The organism is Mesorhizobium sp. P171375 (assembly GCF_057786075.1).
Genome location: NZ_JBYNWF010000001.1, coordinates 774,862 through 790,476 on the forward strand (window position 1 = coordinate 774,862; position 15,615 = coordinate 790,476).

The 15,615-nt window shown below is 61.7% G+C and carries 11 protein-coding genes and 1 tRNA gene; 5 read left to right on the plus strand and 7 right to left on the minus strand.

Translation table 11 applies throughout. From position 1 onward, the window contains the following. Window positions 1-171: 171 nt before the first annotated feature. Genes ACYHH6_RS03860 through ACYHH6_RS03870 form a run of 3 tightly spaced genes read left to right on the plus strand, consistent with a single transcriptional unit; the run spans window position 172 to window position 5,892 of the window. A complete protein-coding gene (locus ACYHH6_RS03860; RefSeq protein WP_352583251.1) occupies window positions 172-1,203 on the plus strand; it encodes an ImuA family protein in 1,032 nt (343 codons plus the stop codon). After that, window positions 1,145-2,617, plus strand: a complete 1,473-nt coding sequence (locus tag ACYHH6_RS03865) for a DUF6504 family protein (protein WP_352583250.1) — start codon at window positions 1,145-1,147, stop codon at window positions 2,615-2,617. Before ACYHH6_RS03860 ends, ACYHH6_RS03865 begins: the two co-directional genes overlap by 59 nt. Beyond that, the gene (locus ACYHH6_RS03870) at window positions 2,614-5,892 is read left to right on the plus strand and encodes an error-prone DNA polymerase (RefSeq protein ID WP_352583248.1); all 3,279 of its coding nucleotides are present in this window, start codon (window positions 2,614-2,616) and stop codon (window positions 5,890-5,892) included. Before ACYHH6_RS03865 ends, ACYHH6_RS03870 begins: the two co-directional genes overlap by 4 nt. 282 nt (window positions 5,893-6,174) lie before the next feature. On the opposite strand, the gene ACYHH6_RS03875 is transcribed toward ACYHH6_RS03870, so the two are convergent. The 4 genes from ACYHH6_RS03875 to ACYHH6_RS03890 form a co-directional block, all read right to left on the minus strand. Next, window positions 6,175-6,429: a Trm112 family protein gene (locus ACYHH6_RS03875; RefSeq protein WP_112560160.1), complete on the minus strand. Its 255-nt coding sequence runs from the start codon at window positions 6,427-6,429 to the stop codon at window positions 6,175-6,177. 47 nt (window positions 6,430-6,476) lie between these two features. Next, window positions 6,477-7,148 carry an LON peptidase substrate-binding domain-containing protein gene (locus ACYHH6_RS03880; RefSeq protein ID WP_192258777.1) on the minus strand — a complete coding sequence of 224 codons (672 nt, stop codon included), beginning with the start codon at window positions 7,146-7,148 and terminating at the stop codon, window positions 6,477-6,479. Window positions 7,149-7,258: 110 nt separating this feature from the next. After that, window positions 7,259-8,254 (minus strand): thioredoxin, encoded by a 996-nt coding sequence (gene trxA, locus ACYHH6_RS03885; RefSeq protein WP_352583245.1) that lies wholly within the window; start codon window positions 8,252-8,254, stop codon window positions 7,259-7,261. Window positions 8,255-8,340: 86 nt separating this feature from the next. Next, on the minus strand, window positions 8,341-8,838 hold the full coding sequence (locus tag ACYHH6_RS03890) for a prolyl-tRNA synthetase associated domain-containing protein (protein WP_352583243.1): 498 nt from the start codon (window positions 8,836-8,838) through the stop codon (window positions 8,341-8,343). Between the two features lie 226 nt (window positions 8,839-9,064). On the opposite strand from ACYHH6_RS03890, the gene ACYHH6_RS03895 reads away from it, so the two are divergent. Continuing rightward, window positions 9,065-9,139: transfer RNA gene (locus ACYHH6_RS03895), tRNA-Gly, on the plus strand. A 184-nt stretch (window positions 9,140-9,323) separates the two neighbouring features. Here the strand turns inward: ACYHH6_RS03895 and ACYHH6_RS03900 are convergent. The 3 genes from ACYHH6_RS03900 to ACYHH6_RS03910 all read right to left on the minus strand — a co-directional run bounded on the left by ACYHH6_RS03900 (window position 9,324) and on the right by ACYHH6_RS03910 (window position 14,008). Further along, on the minus strand, window positions 9,324-9,797 hold the full coding sequence (locus ACYHH6_RS03900) for a hypothetical protein (RefSeq protein WP_352583241.1): 474 nt from the start codon (window positions 9,795-9,797) through the stop codon (window positions 9,324-9,326). Between the two features lie 13 nt (window positions 9,798-9,810). Then, window positions 9,811-11,382 (minus strand): peroxidase family protein, encoded by a 1,572-nt coding sequence (locus ACYHH6_RS03905; protein WP_352583239.1) that lies wholly within the window; start codon window positions 11,380-11,382, stop codon window positions 9,811-9,813. 139 nt (window positions 11,383-11,521) lie between these two features. Beyond that, complete coding sequence (locus tag ACYHH6_RS03910; RefSeq protein WP_352583237.1) at window positions 11,522-14,008, minus strand: adenylate/guanylate cyclase domain-containing protein; 2,487 nt, start codon at window positions 14,006-14,008, stop codon at window positions 11,522-11,524. Between the two features lie 73 nt (window positions 14,009-14,081). Between ACYHH6_RS03910 and ACYHH6_RS03915 the strand changes: the two genes are divergently transcribed. Next, entirely contained in the window at window positions 14,082-15,335 is a 1,254-nt protein-coding gene (locus ACYHH6_RS03915; RefSeq protein ID WP_352583235.1) for a YcaO-like family protein, read from the plus strand. Window positions 15,336-15,615: the final 280 nt, after the last annotated feature.

Below are 15,615 nucleotides of genomic sequence, written 5' to 3' on the forward strand. Positions count from 1 at the left end.
CCTTTGATCCCGGCATATAGGCTTTCGCACCGGACTCGGCAATGAAGCGGCAATTCCATGACGTCAATGGTCATAGAGGAATAAATTCCTTCTGACTCCGCTTGACTCTTGGGGCACCCTCTGGAATCTATAGGAACATAACAGGAACAATTGTGAAAGAAACTGACCGTCATGGCGACATCAGCCGTGGCGCGGGAGACTGTTTTTGCCCTGCGCCGCCAGATCGCGAAGATCGAGGGAACGCTGCCCGAGCGCCTGCAAGCGCCCGCCGGCGAGCGACCTCGTGCGCATGCTGAAGGCAATGTCGGCGGTGCGCCCGAATCTAATGCCGATGTCACCATCATCCGGCGCGGCCTTGCCGTGGCTTCGCCGGATGCCTTCCTGCCCACCGGCGTCGAGCGCCTCGATGCCGCGCTGAACGGCGGCCTGCCGAAAGCCGCGCTTAGCGAAATCCATGGCCTCGAGACCCGCAATGCCGGGGCTGTCGCCGGCTTTGTGCTGTCGCTGGTCAGCCTGATCCTCAAGGGACAGAACCTGCCCGTGCTGTGGATCGGCACGTCAGAGATTTTTCGCGAGGCCGGCTTTCCCTATGCCAGGGGATTGCAGGGCATGTTCGGCATCGCGCCGGAGCAATTGCTGTTTTCCGAGGCGGCGAAACTCACCGATGCGCTGTGGGTGGCCGAGGAAGCCGCGAAGATGACCGCGCTGGCCGCAATCATCCTCGAAATCCGCGGCAGCCCGCAGCGGCTCGACCTCACCGCAACGCGCCGGCTGCACGCCCGCGCGCAAAGCGCCGGCCGGCCGGTGTTTCTGCTGCGCCAGGCCGGCGAGGCCGAGCCAACGGCGGCACCCGTACGCCTTATCGTGTCGGCCGCAGCGGCTGCAAGCCGCCGGACCATCGCCGGGCCGCTCGCCGGCTCAATCGGCCGCCCCGCCTTCACCGTCAGCATCGGCAAGAGCCGTAGCGCTCTGCCCGGACAATTCACACTGGAGTGGAACCCCGATGAACACAGTTTCGAAGAAAGACGGGAAGAACGGCCAGAGAATTCTGTCGCTGTGGTTTCCGCATCTCGGGGCAGAGCGGATCCTGCGCCAGCGCCTGGGACGGTCGTGGCGTTCCCGGCCGTCGGATCATTTGCCTCTGGTGATCAGCCATCGCGACCGCAGCGCCCAGCGCATATCGGCCCTCGACGAGCGGGCTGAGGCGCTGCATCTGAAGCGCGGCATGGGCATTGCCGACGCGCGCGCCATGCATCCCTCGATCGACATCGTCGAGGCCGATCCGGAAGCCGACCGCCGGCTGCTCGAAGGTCTCGCCGACTGGTGCGACCGCTACACGCCGCTGGTGGCGCTGGACGGCGCCGATGGCCTTTATCTCGACGTCACCGGCTGCACGCATTTGTTCGGCGGCGAGCGCGCCATGCTGGATGACATTCTTGCACGCTTTTTCCAGCAGGGTTTCGAGGTCCGCGCCGGGCTTGCCGCGACGCCGGGCGCGGCCTGGGCGGCGGCGCGCTTCTGCGGCGACCGCATCGTTCCCTCCGGCGAGGAGGAAGCGCTGCTGGCCCCTTTGCCGCTGGCCGCACTGCGCATCGAAGCCGATATCCGCGCCAGCCTGGAAAGTGTCGGCCTGCGCACCGCGGGCGCGGTCATGGCCGCACCGCGCGCGCCGCTTGCCCGCCGCTTCGGCGCCAGCTTGCTCTTGCGCCTCGACCAGGCGCTCGGCCGCCTCGACGAGGCGGTATCGCCGCGCCTGCCGGTGGCGCCGCTTTCGGTCGAGCGCCACCTCGCCGAGCCGGTCGTGTTGACCGCCGAGATCGAGCGGCTGGTGGAAATGCTGGCTGTGACGCTGAAGGTCGACTTGGAGCGCCGCGGCGAGGGCGCCCGGACGCTGGCGTTGCTGTTGTTTCGCGTCGACGGCGCCGTCAGCCGCATCGCCGTCGGTACATCACGCCCGTTGCGCGAACCGAAGCTGATCCAGCGCCTGTTCCACGAGCGGCTTACCGCGCTCGAACAGGACATCGATGCCGGCTACGGCTTCGACCTGGTGCGGCTTTCCGTGCTGGTGGCTGCCGCCTTCGACATGCAGCAGGCCGATTTGACCGGCGAGACCGAGGACGACGGCGCCGACATCGCGCTGTTTGCCGACCGCATCCGCGCCCGGCTCGGCGACAGCGCGGTGCTGAAAGCGGTCGCCGTCGAGAGCCATTTGCCGGAGCGCGCCGTCGCCACCATCCCCTTCTCCGAGGCGCCGCAACGGACCACGCCGCCGAAAAGGCCGGACCGGAAAGACGCGCCGCCGGCAACCATCTTCCCGCCTGAGCGGCCGATCCGGCTGTTCCGTTCGCCCGAGCCGATCGAGGTGCCGGCCACCGAAATGCCCGAGGGGCCGCCGATGAATTTCCGCTGGCGCCGCGCGCTCTACCGGGTCGCCCGCGCCGAAGGGCCAGAGCGCATCGCGCCGGAATGGTGGCAGAAGAGTGAGGAGGACGCGCCGACGCGCGACTATTTCCGCATCGAGGACAGCGACGGCCGCCGCTACTGGCTCTACCGCCAGGGGCTCTACGGCGCCGGGCAGCCTTCGCCGCGCTGGTTCATGCATGGTATCTTCGCATGAACGCGCTGACCGTCATTCCCTATGCCGAATTCGGCATCCAGTCGAATTTCTCCTTCCTGCGCGGCGCCTCCAAGCCGGAGGAACTGGTGGTGGCGGCCAAATTCCTCGGCTTCTCCTCGATCGGGCTGGCAGATCGCAACACCGTCGCCGGCGTCGTGCGCGCCTGGCAGCAGGCCAAGGTCGAGAAGCTCGCCTACCACCCCGGTTGCCGGCTGGTGTTCGGCGACGGCACGCCGGACATTCTCGCCTATCCGCAGAACCGCAAGGGCTGGGGCCATCTCTGCCGCATGCTGACGCAGGCCAATCTGCGCGACGAAAACGAGAAAGGTGCAACTCTTCTCCAGCACAGCGACCTGCTCGAATGGGGCGATCTTCTGTCGCTGGCGGTGCTGCCGGATCTCTCGACGAATGCCGACGATCCCCTGGCATTGATCCGCCAGCTGAAGGATCGTTTTGGCGCCAACCTGCGGCTAGGCGTGGCGCCGGATTATCGCGGCAATGACCGCTTCCGCATCGAGCAGGCGGCCGCCATGGCGGAAGCCGCCAGCGTGTCGCTGATGGCGACCAACGATGTGCTCTACCACACAGCCGAGCGGCGCTCGCTGCAGGATGTGCTTACCGCCATCCGCCTCAATGTGCCGGTCGCCGAGGTCGGGCTGGAACTGACGGCCAATGCCGAGCGCCATCTAAAGCCGCCGCTGGAAATGGCCCGCCTCTTTCGCCGCCATCCGCAGGCGCTGGCCGAGACGCTGCGCTTTGCCGGCGAGCTGACCTTCTCGCTTGGCGATCTCCAGTACAACTATCCCGACGAGCCGACGCAATCGGGCCTCGGGCCGCAGGCCGAGCTCGAGCGTCTGGCCAGGGAGGGGGCCGCCACGCGCTATCCGGCGGGCGTCCCCGCTTCCGTCTCGCAGCGCATCGGCGAAGAGCTCGCTCTGATCGAGCGCCTGAACTATGCGCGCTATTTCCTCACCGTTTACGACATTGTCCAGTTCGCCCGCAACGAGGGCATTCTGTGCCAGGGCAGAGGCTCGGCCGCCAATTCGATCGTCTGCTTCTGCATCGGCATCACCGAGGTCGGCCCCGAGCGCATCGACACGCTGTTCGAGCGGTTCATTTCCGAGGAGCGCAACGAGCCGCCCGATATCGACGTCGACTTCGAACATGAGCGGCGGGAGGAGGTGATCCAATACATCTACTCCAAATACAGCGCCAAGCGCACCGCGCTGGCGGCCGCCGTCATCAGCTATCGCGGCCGCTCGGCATTGCGCGAGGTGGCCAAGGCCATGGGCCTGTCGGACGATGTCCGCAGCGCGCTCTCCAGTTCGATCTGGGGCTGGTCGACCTCGGAGCTCGGCGAGAAGGAGGCCCATGCCGGCGGCCTCGACCGCAACGAGACCTCGACCCGTCACGTGATCGCCCACGCCAACGAGATCATGGGCTTTCCCCGGCATTTGTCGCAGCATGTCGGCGGCTTCGTCATCACCAGAGACCGGCTCGACGAGATCGTCCCCATCGTCAAGACGGCGATGGAGGCACGCAAGATGGTCGAATGGGACAAGGACGATCTCGACGCGGTCAAGATTTTGAAGGTCGACGTGCTGGCGCTCGGCATGCTGACCTGCCTGAAACGCGCCTTCACCTTGCTCACCAATCATTACCCGGATGCGCGCGATGAGTATGGCAGGCCCTATGTGCTGGGAAGCCTCCCGCCTGAGGACAGGCATGTCTACGACATGATCGGCCGCGCCGACACGCTCGGCGTCTTCCAGATCGAATCGCGTGCCCAGATGTCGATGCTGCCAAGGCTCAAGCCAAAGGATTTCTACGACCTTGTCATCGAGGTGGCGATCGTGCGGCCGGGCCCGATCCAGGGCGACATGGTTCATCCCTATCTGCGCCGCCGGCAAGGCAAGGAGAAGGCCGAGTATCAAAAGCCGGAGCTGGAGGCGATCCTCAAGAAGACGCTGGGCGTGCCGCTGTTCCAGGAGCAGGCGATGAAGATCGCCATCGTCGCCGGCGGCTTCAAGCCGGGCGAAGCCGACGAATTGCGCCGCGCCATGGCCACCTTCAAGCGCACCGGCACCATCGGCAATTACCGCCAGCGCATGATCGACGGCATGGTCGGCAAGGGATACACCAAGGACTTCGCCGAGCGCTGCTTCAAGCAGATCGAAGGCTTCGGCGAATACGGCTTTCCCGAAAGCCACGCCGCCTCCTTCGCGCTGCTCGTCTATGCCTCGTGCTGGTTCAAGACTTTCTATCCCGACGTGTTCTGCGCCGCGATCCTCAATTCGCAGCCGATGGGGTTTTATCAACCGGCGCAGCTGGTGCGCGACGCGCGCGACCATGGCGTCGATATCCGCGACGTCGACGTCAATTTTTCCGGCTGGGACTGCACGCTGGAGGAAGACGAATTCGACCCGGCCCGCATCCTGCCGCGCCATGCCGAGATGCGCGGTGTCATCGAGACAAAGCACGCCGTGCGGCTCGGCTTCAGGCAGATCAAGGGACTGTCCAAGGAGCGCATGGAGCAATTTGCCGAGCGGCGCGGCGCCGGCTATTCAAGCGTCAGGGATGTCTGGCTGCGCTCCGGTCTCGATGTCGACGACATCGAAAGACTGGCGCAGGCCGACGCCTTCCGCTCGCTCGGCCTCGACCGTCGTGAAGCCTTGTGGGCGGTGCGCGCGCTGGACGGCAAGAGTGCCGCCGAAAGACTGCCACTGTTCGACCAGCCGGCGATCCGGCTGCGCGAACTCGAACCCGAAACAAAACTGCCGATAATGCCGCTCGGCGAACATGTCATCCATGACTACCGTTCGCTCGGCCTGTCGCTAAAGGCGCATCCGGTCGCCTTCCTGCGCGAGCGGCTCGACCGCGCCGGCGTCATCCCCAATGCCAACCTTGGCGCGGTTCGCGACGGCCGGCGGGTTTCCGTCGCCGGGCTGGTGCTGGTGCGCCAGCGGCCCGGCAAAGGCAATGCGATCTTCCTGACCCTGGAGGACGACAAGGCCGTCGCCAACGTCATTTTCTGGGAAAGGACGTTTACCCGCTTCCGCCCCATCGTCATGGGCGCCCGCTTCGTCAAGGTCACCGGCAAGCTGCAGTCGGAATCCGATGTCATCCACATCGTCGCCGAAAAGATCGAGGATCTGACGCCCTGGCTGACAGTGCTGCTGGAGGAGATGACACCGGCCGTGCCGGTCCGGCCCGACATCGCAGCGCTGTCGGACAAGGCCGAGAGGGTCATGCCCAAGGGAAGGAATTTTCAGTAGGGCTTTATGGAGACGCCCATCGCATCGTCATCCTGGGGCGAAGCAAGGAGCGAAGCGACGCGGCGCAGACCCCGGGATCCATGCAGTGACATTAAGGCATTGAAACGGTGCAGAATTCTGCTCCGCTGCACCCTTCGATCAGGTCGCGGCATGGATCCTAGGGTCTCCGCGACGCCGCTTCGCGGCTGCTCCGCCCTAGGATGACGAAGGGAGGAGCGTTTCGGTCAATCTCCAAGGTTTGCGATTTGCCCCTAAAAGGAACGATCAAGGGCTACCTGCCGATCAGCGTCCAGCCTGCGCCGGCCCACTCAGCCGCGGCGGCGACAGCACATCCTCCGCCGAAATCGTCCGCGCCTCCGAGGGCAGCATGATCGGGATGCCGTCGCGCACGGGATAGGCGAGCTTGGCGAGCCGCGAGATCAATTCGCCGCGTTCCGGGTCCCAGGCCAGCGGCCCTTTGGTCAGCGGGCAGGCCAGCAGCTCCAGCAGTTTTGGATCGACATTGGCCGTCTTGCCGTCACGTCCGTCCGCTGCCATCGTTTCCTCTTTCAGCCAACCACCGGCCCAAGATGCGTTGACACACCTTACTGCAAACTCGAGCCAAAATCCTCATTCTCGCGCGCCAGCGCCATTTCGGTGATGGCGATCAGCGTCTCGGCGCGGGCTCTCAAGTCGGGCGCTTCCAACAGCGCCTGTTTCTCGGCCGGGCCGTAAGGCGCCATCATCGACAGCGCGTTGACCAGCATGGCGTTTTCAGCGCGGCTGACGCTTTCCCAGTCGGCCTCGAGCTCGTTGGCCTGCAGATAGGCACGAAACGCTTTAAGCAGCGCAGGCCGGTCGACCTCGCTCGCCGCCTGGTCTTCGCTAAGATCGGTGAGGAACGGCGCCAGCTTGCATTGCCGGAACGGCGTCTTCAACGGCAGCTCATGCGTGATGCGGAACCGGCACACACCCTGCAGCGAAATCAGATAGCGGCCGTCGCCGCTCTCGGCCATCGAGATGATGCGCCCGGCGCAGCCGACATTGCACAGTTCGGGCTCACCATCGGCACGCAGCGCGCCGTCGAGGCTGGGCTGGATGATGCCGATCAGCCGCGCGCCGGCGATAGCCTCATCCACCATCTGCAGATAGCGCGGCTCGAAAATGTTGAGCGGCATACGGCCGCCCGGCAGAAGCAGCGCGCCGGCAAGCGGAAACACCGGGATGGTCGACGGCAGATCCTTGCCGACCCGGTAATGTGCGTTTCCGACCTGCACTTAAGTCCTCCGATCGCTTCGGGCGCGACAGTATCGGCCTAATCTGGCGCAGCCGACGCCGGCCGCAAGGTCCCAAAACCATTCCGCCGGTAATTTCGCCGGCGAACGGCTCAGGAAAACAGCAGCGACGACAATTTGCGCCGCGCCGCCAGCGTCGCCTCGTCGGTCATGCCCCAGGCCTCGAACAGCTTCAGCAGCTGCGCCCTGGCGCCGTCCTCGTTCCAGGCGCGGTCGGCCTTGATGATGGCCAGCAGATTGTCGGCCGCCGCATGGCGATCGCCTCGCGCATTCTGGACCATGGCTAGATCGAAACGCGCCTGGTGGTCGCCGGGATTGGCGGCCAGGCGCTGCTCGAACTCGGCGGGATTGCCAAGCGCTGCCGCTTCAGCCGCCAGCGTCATCTTGGCGCGCAGCGCGGCAAGTGCGGGCGCATCCTTCTTGGCCTCCGGCGCCGTTGCCAGCAGCGCCTCGGCGCCCTCGCTGTCGCCGGCCTCGAACAGAAGCTCGCCCAACCCGGCGATAGCCTCGATCGTCTCCGGCGCCTGCGCCAGTATGGCGTCATAGATGTCGGCTGCGGTCTGCGCATCGCCCGCCGCATGCGCTTCGGCTGCCGCGGTCAAAGCTTCTGCGACCGGCGGCGCGCCATTACCCTTACCGCCGACCTTGGTGATGAATTCGCCGATCTGGCTCTCGGGAATGGCGCCCATGAAACCGTCAACCGGCTGGCCGTCCTTGAAGGCGATGACCGCCGGGATCGACTGGATGCCGAGCTGGCCGGCGATCGAGGGATGGTCGTCGATGTTCATTTTGACCAGCTTGACCTTGCCGCCGGCGGCCTTGACCGCCTTTTCCAGCTGCGGCGTGAGCTGCTTGCAGGGGCCGCACCATGGCGCCCAGAAATCGACCAGCACCGGCTGTTTCCGCGATTCCTGGATGACGTCGGCGGCGAAGGCGGCGGTCGTGGTGTCCTTGATCAGGTCTCCACCGGCCGGTGCCGCGCCGGGCACGGCCTTGGCCGGCTCGGCGCCGCCATACTGCACGGAGGTGGTGTACTGACCGGAATTGCCGCCGAATTGGCGGCCAAACGGATTGTTGTTGTCGCTCATGTCGTCGCCCTTCCGGTCGCGCCCCTCGCCAGCGGAGCAGGCGCGACATCCATGCTAGAGGTCAGTTTTCGCCATCCATGTGGCGATCAAGCCGAGACTTTCAAGATAGCAGCATCATGGCCGGTTGCCTCGACGAATCTGATGAGGTCGGCGGAAGCGATCGACGTCGTCGCCTCATTGATCAGCGGATGCGCATTGATGACGTCATGCGCCATCAAATCCTGGTCGAGCACCACCTTGACCCGTCTCTCGGTGTCGTTGATCAGCCCGAACACGGTGACGGCGCCCGGAACGACGCCGAGCAGCTCCATCAGCATCTCCGGCTTGCCGAAGGAGACACGGCTGGCGGCGCCGATGATCGTGTGGATCTGCTTCAGGTCGACGACCGCATCCTCGCCGACGCTGACCAGGAAGAAATTGTCCTTCTTGTCCTTGAGGAACAGGTTCTTCGTGTGGCCGCCCGGTATCTCGCCGCGCAGCGACTGCGAATCGGCGACCGTGTAGAGCGGCGGATGACGCACGGTCGACACCGATATGCCGAGATCGGCAAGAAAGGAGAAAAGCTCGGCTTCAGTCTTCGGCATCGATGGTCTTTCCCTACCTGGTACAAGTCTGGCCACGCGCAAAGCCGTTTACGGCCAATGATGCCGCCGAGACAAGACCGTGATGCGGGAAGTCAATGAATGACCAGCGTTGCCAACGAGGTTCGGCCAGGCGATTTGGCGCGACCAAAAAGCCCGTCATTTCCCTGTTGCAATCGCCGCGCTCTTCAGCCATATAGGCCCGGCTTGCGGCCCTAGGGCCGTGTGAGCGGGTGTAGCTCAGGGGTAGAGCACAACCTTGCCAAGGTTGGGGTCGAGCGTTCGAATCGCTTCACCCGCTCCAAATCTTCTTTAGATTTGAAAAGCAAAAAGGGCCCGGGAAACCGGGCCTTTTTGCTGTCTGGCGCCGGGGAACGCCAAGGGGGAGCTGCCTCGGCTCGCCACCTAGCGGGGCTGAACTCCGCATTTTGAGGAGCCCGCGCCGGCAACCTCCAGGGGCGATGCTCCGAGAGGAGCTGCACTGCACGTCAGCGGCAGCGGGTTAGCAGCATCATGCCGAAAAGGAATTGACATGCTCGCTCCAGCCTCTTGTCACCGTCAGGCTCGCTTGGATCAAACAATATACTGCCAAGGACCTGCACATACGGCTTGAGATAATTGACCGATAGCGGACGTTCTGGAGGAAATCCGATATTAAACTTTGACGGGTTGCCCCCATTTGGCTTTTTCTGATCCTCGGTGACCTCGATCGTACAATTTGCGTCTGTAATTTCCGCGGAACCGCCGGCTGCCAGCTCGTGATAAACTTTTAGTTTTGTGTTCCCCTCGTATCCGGCGTGGCCGGTCAGCAGGCCGGGCCTCTCCGCCTTGTGGTTGTTTGCCCTAAAATAGTCATAACTGTTGGCGGTCAGGATGAGATTTTTCGTGACATTCACATACCCGTCTGCGCTCGGAATTTCAGCGTTGAAATTGTTGTCCTTAAAGATTTTAAGCTTAGCCATTTTCTCCCTCCATTTAGCCAATTGGATTCGGATGTCCCGCCGTCGCAATCAGGTCGGGCATAGAGAAATATCTGAAATTTGCAGATGGTAGCTCTGGTCGCCACGCCGGCTCAGAAAGAATTGAGTTTGCGCTTGATTCAATCGCGGCGTGAACTGTTTCCATCATGATGCGACTTCCCAGCGGACCTAAGTGGCATCCACCGCCAAAATGCTCTGCCTCTCTCAGGATGTAATACCAAAGGGGCGTTCGGGTTAGCAGGTCGGGGTGGTCGGTGAAGGCTTGCCGGATTGATGGGTCGTCAGTCGGAATTTGTTCAGGCAAAAGGTAGGCCAGGGGCGGCTGCTGCTTTGAAACCAATGCAGCGTTGGTCAAAAGGACAGCATGCTGCGCAGTGGCGAGGCCCAGTTCATGGCCCGTTTTCATGGTCTCCTCAGCGAGTCCGAACACGTCCCCCGGAGCCGGGTTGCAGCACAATTCGTCGAACAGGCAGTTGGGCAAGCTTGCTAATGAAGGGGAGAGGCTAAGATTGATCTTATTTGCCTTGATCGGTTCAATCGCTTGCGCATCATACGCGGTGCCAGAAAAATCCAGCAACAGAAACCAGTTCGTGACCCAGTTTCTTAGAAGGCGATGAGCCGATGAGTTCAATTTATCGCCAGAATTTGCGTAGCTGGATTCCATAAATTCGGACAGCCGCGCCAACCCCTCGATCCGGTTCCACGGTCGGTACGCATCCCTGATCATGCTGTGGCCGAAACGTGCGACCGCCGCTCCGAATTCGATAGGAAGCCAATCTGGGTTTTGAGACGATGCTCCGGCTTTAACGATGCAGCGGCCGTGCTGCATTACATTGCGAAAGGAGGATCGATCTACGATGCGGGGTAGATAGTCATGTAAGACCGCAGATTGAAAATGCTGCAGCCAAATGCGACGAACTTTCTGCCACCACACTTTGTCGTAAGAACCCTTCTTGGCGGGGTCGTAGCCCTCTCTTTTCGCAATGGCATTGAAAAACTTTAACAAGGCCACGTGACACTGCGCCAACGGCAAGAAATCATCGTTGCGGTTGTCCATTATCAGCGGCTTGCCTTCCTCAGGCAGTCCGAGATCGACACGAGGCAGATCTTCAGGCATGACCACGCTGCCTGACGTACAGCCTATCGGCAACGGTCCGGAGTCATGACATCCGGCCCCCAGCATAACTGATGCATCAATCCGGAGCACGCTGTCTAGGTCGAGAGCAGGTGTTCTATCGTTGGCGGGATCCTTACCCGGTCCCATAAAACTGATGTCGTGGAAAATAAACTGGCCGAAATATGTGTACCCTGCCGGGATATCGCTATCATCCGACGAGGCATAGGGCTTGTGGGTAAGTGCGTCTCCAAGCGCCACCAGAGCCTTTATGGACGGAAGCGCCTTGCCTTCATGCAATCCGAAGATGTGCTTATAGGCGGGCGTGTTGGCTACGCGGACCAACGCCAAGAATTCTTCGTGGCCAACTTCCTTTGGCGTCTTGCGACGCTCAAATAGCAAGATACGGTCATCCGCTCTGACGAGATAAGCTTTTTGAGCATGGCGGGCCATAGTATTCCACCGGGCCGTATTTTAGTATGAACTTATCAACCGATCGGCACAAGTCAGCAGTTTCGCATTTGTCTGATCGGGCTTGAAAGCCTGCGAGTATTGGAACAGCATCGATGACGGCCTGGTGCCGGCTGATGGATCAAGGGAGCTTGTGCGTGTGGACATCTACCTGGCATAGCCGTTCCAGATCACGCCGATCCTCGTCCCGCTTGATTGGGAAGGCGCCTAGAAACCAGTCCAAGATGTCCTCCAGAGCCGGTGCTGCGGGTCCTGCCCAGGCTGCGGCAATAGACTCCTGCAATTGCATCAGCGCCGCACGCGCTTCATCCGTTCTGCCTAACTTGCGCAGGGCGGCAGTTTTCCAACCAGCGGTGTCGACGATTGCGTTTTTGGACCGATCGGCCGCCTCGATTGCGCCTTCGAAATCTCCAGCAAAATAGCGGATTACCGCGATGTGCGACCACTGATAGTCCAAAAACATGGATGTCAGATCCATTGCACGCTCCAGCAGACGCGACGCAGAATCGACGCGGCCCATGAACGCCATGCCCAAAGCGGCCGACACCAGTGTCTTGGGACTGTTGGGGTTGAGTTCGGCGGCCAGTTCGTAGTGCACTTCCGACTGTTCGAAGTGTCGGGTCATGGCTGTCGACCAAGCGACGACCAAATGATTGCGTGCATCCAAGGGATCGAGCGCCACAGCGCGTTGGGCGAGCTCGGCAGCCCTCTCCGTTATCGAAGGATCGGCAGCAATTCCCGGTCGGATGAATTGTCGCGCGTTGTGGATGCTGGCCAGACTGGCGTAGGCAGGAGCGAAGTTCGGGTCAGCAACGATCGCGCCTTCGAACAGCCGTTGGGCCTCGTCCTCGGCATCTGGTGTCCAGCGCGTCAGTAAGTCCTCGCCGCGCAACCAGGCATCATAGATATTGAGATTTTGCGGGAGGCCCCTGACCTGACGCGACAGCCTGTCATGCGAAAGGTAAACTTCCAAAGTGGAAGCAATCCTTCCGACCAGCTGCTTCTGCAAAGCGAGCCAGCTTCCAAGCGAAAATCTGAACGAATCGCTCCAAATGACCTGATTCGTGTTGGCATCGCTTACCGAGACGATCAACTGCATGTCGTCCTGGTTGTCCACGCATTGGGCCGCCAGCAGATAGTCCGTGTCGGGACTTTCGATTGCAGTATCTTTTAACTCGATGACTGTGAACTCCCGGAACTTGGATAGATTGGCGATCAGTTCGGAGCGGAATCCCCAGACCAGAAGAGAGATCTTCTTTGTTCGAGCCTCAAATTTTGCGACCGCAAGCGTTGGCGCGGGTCCGCTCGGTCGAGGTGGTTTCTTTCTGTTCAACAATAGCGGCTCCGGACCCTTGAGGGCCTCGGCCAAAGCCGTCGTTTCCATGCTCGGCAGCAACTGATATCGTTCGCGCAGAAGGTCGCGCAGATTTTCGTAGACGCGCATTGCTGCGGCGACATTCTGCAGTTCCGCATGGTGGCGGATGAGACAGCGCGCAGCGCGCTCATGGCTGGGCTCGAGGACCAAGAGGGCATTTGCCGCCCTGCGCATTGCAGGTTCGGCTATCTCGAAGCGTTCCAGCATGGCCTCCAGGGCTTCCAATGCGTGGTCACGCCAGTTGTGCCTGGTGACGCTCAGCCACGCACTGAACAGGTCGCTGGTGTCTTCCAGGCCAAACAGGATCGCATCGGACCAATCCGATCGTCGAAGCAGCAGCTCGTCGATCTTGCCCTCTCCAAGATCCTTCAACATGCGAACGACATCGACGGTTACGCGCGACGGGCTCAACCCGATAATATTTCCGCGCCTGAGAATTCCTGCCGCCGAGTTGCCCGCAATTGATCTTTCGGCGATCTGCAGGCAGTTCGCCATCGCACGCCGAGCGGCTACCGGGCTTCGTTCTGGCCAGATCAAGGTAGCCACCCGGTCATGCACCTCCTGAAAATTGCTGGACAGTGCAAGATATCCGATCAGGGCCTGCGCTTTCGGGGAACGCAAGGCGATTGCTTCGCCATCTTCCCGGTAAAGGCCAAGCCCATCGATGACCGAAATCAGTCGCTGATGGCCGTTATCCGGGACATCCGCGAGGTTGGAGGCAACCACGTTGTAGAGCGTCAGCGGCTCAGGCATGTTCTTCAAGGCGGGCCGACCGGCGAACCGAAAACGCCACCGCCCGGTGTTGCGGGCCGCCCAGTAGACGTCCTGGGTCACACACACACCGCCTGACTCGGCCATGGCCTGCACCCGGGCGGCCACGTTTATCGCATGGCCGAACACGTCGCCGTCACGGCGATGAACCTCTCCAATATGCAATCCGATCCGGAATCGACTGTAGAACGCTCTCCTGTCCAGGAGGTCAGCCAGGCAACCCTGCATGAAAATGGCGTAGTCGATGGCGTTCGATACACCGTCGAACAGTATCAGGACCCCGTCGCCTGTCGTCTTGATGAACTCGGCGCCGAATTCCTCGCAATGGGTTTGGAAGAGTTGGAAACACTGCGAAACGAGATCGAGTGTTCCAAGTTCGTCGGCCGCGGTTAGCCGGCTATACTGAGCCAGGTCCGCAAACAGGATTGATTTAAGGGTCGCTCGCTCCGATCTCGCTTGCATAGTCGCCGCCCATGCCCGTCGAATGTGTTATTCTGCTCCCCAACGCACGCTTAGTCGACGGTACAAAGAACTGATGGCAAATGCTTTCATTGACGGCTCTAGCGAGCTCGCCAGGGTCGGCGAGTTGTTCGACGTGATTGACCTGCCTGTGACGGATGTTCCGGCTCATTTCGCTATCGCAATCCCCAAGGACGCTCTGCTGCAAATGCCAGCAGCACCGCGCGCAGCAATGCCCGAAACGGGGAGGCTGGCGAGCGGCCGAGGATTGAGCATCGACGATTGTCGGGCGAGTTGCCTTGGCGAGGCAGCCGAACTCTTCAGTTGCTGCTCGTGGGGTGACGAGCCGTTGATCACCGCTACGGTCGACGAGATCGGATCGGCGGCAATCGCTCCTGAACGGCTGAACGGGTTCAGTCCCGATCAAATCGCCGCCCGCGCTGCGTGGAACAAGGAAAACAACGGCTTCGATTGGCGGCCGCCGATCAGGGATGGCTCCGCCGCGCTGAACTGGCTGCGGGTTGAAGATGCATTTGGGGGGAATGGGGCGTTCATACCGGCAGACTTTGCTTTCATAGGACGGAAAAAGGTCGGCGAGGAGGGCGCGGTCGCCATCGGCGATAGCAGTGGGTGCGCTGCAGGACCTGGTGCGGATGCAGCGAAACTGGCGGCTGTCCTGGAGTTGGTCGAGAGGGATGCGGCGGGTCGGTGGTGGTATGGAAGAAGGCAGCGCCGAACAATTGATCCGCACTGTCTCTCGGGCGTCGACGCGCTTGTTGACTGGGTGTGGGATCGCGAGCGTCGAACCCGGCTCTTCGACATTACCTCCGACATCGACGTCCCGGTGATTGCCGCTGCCTCGGCGGAGCCGGACGGCAGCGACGTCTCGGTAGGCTTTGCTGCGGGCAAAAGCCTGCAGTCCGCTGCGACGGCCGCCTTGACCGAGATGCTTCAAATGGAGATATCGCTCAGGGCTTCACGAGCGCTTGGCGACAAAGCTGGTACCTGGTCGCGATGGCGGGAGAAAACCTCGATGAATACCCGGCCGCTGAATATGGCGCCGATCCAATATGTCGCGCCAAGTCTGCCTCATCGCGCGGTTGAACGTGACCTATCGGACGTGCTCGACGCCTTGGCGCAGAGAGGGATCGATTTGTGGTTTGCCGAAATGACCCGCGCGGAAATCGGCATTCCCGTGTTTCGCGCCATATCTACCCTGCTCTGCCACTACAAACCACGCTTCGGACGCACACGACTCCTTGCTCCCGATGCCCGCGATCTAAGCTTCGACCCCAGTTCGCCCGCGGATCAGCCGTTGCTTTTAGTTTAGTGTTGGCAGCATATTCGAGGGCCTCCACCCAGGATGGTCTATCCACAAATCGTCACCAATCTCCAGTTGCTCTGTTTTTTGGCAGCTCCATGCGTTCAAGTACCTGGTTCGTCGTTCACTTCTTGCTCGTCGTAGCCATTTGCTCCCCCGCGCGTTCGTGTTTAATGAGTTGATCATCCATCGGGTTTCCGAGGGGAACCGCAAGGCGGGGCGCCTTTTGCTTTTGCCAAACCGGCGATGTAAGCGCGTTGCGGGACTCTCGTTCTACCTTAGAACCAGG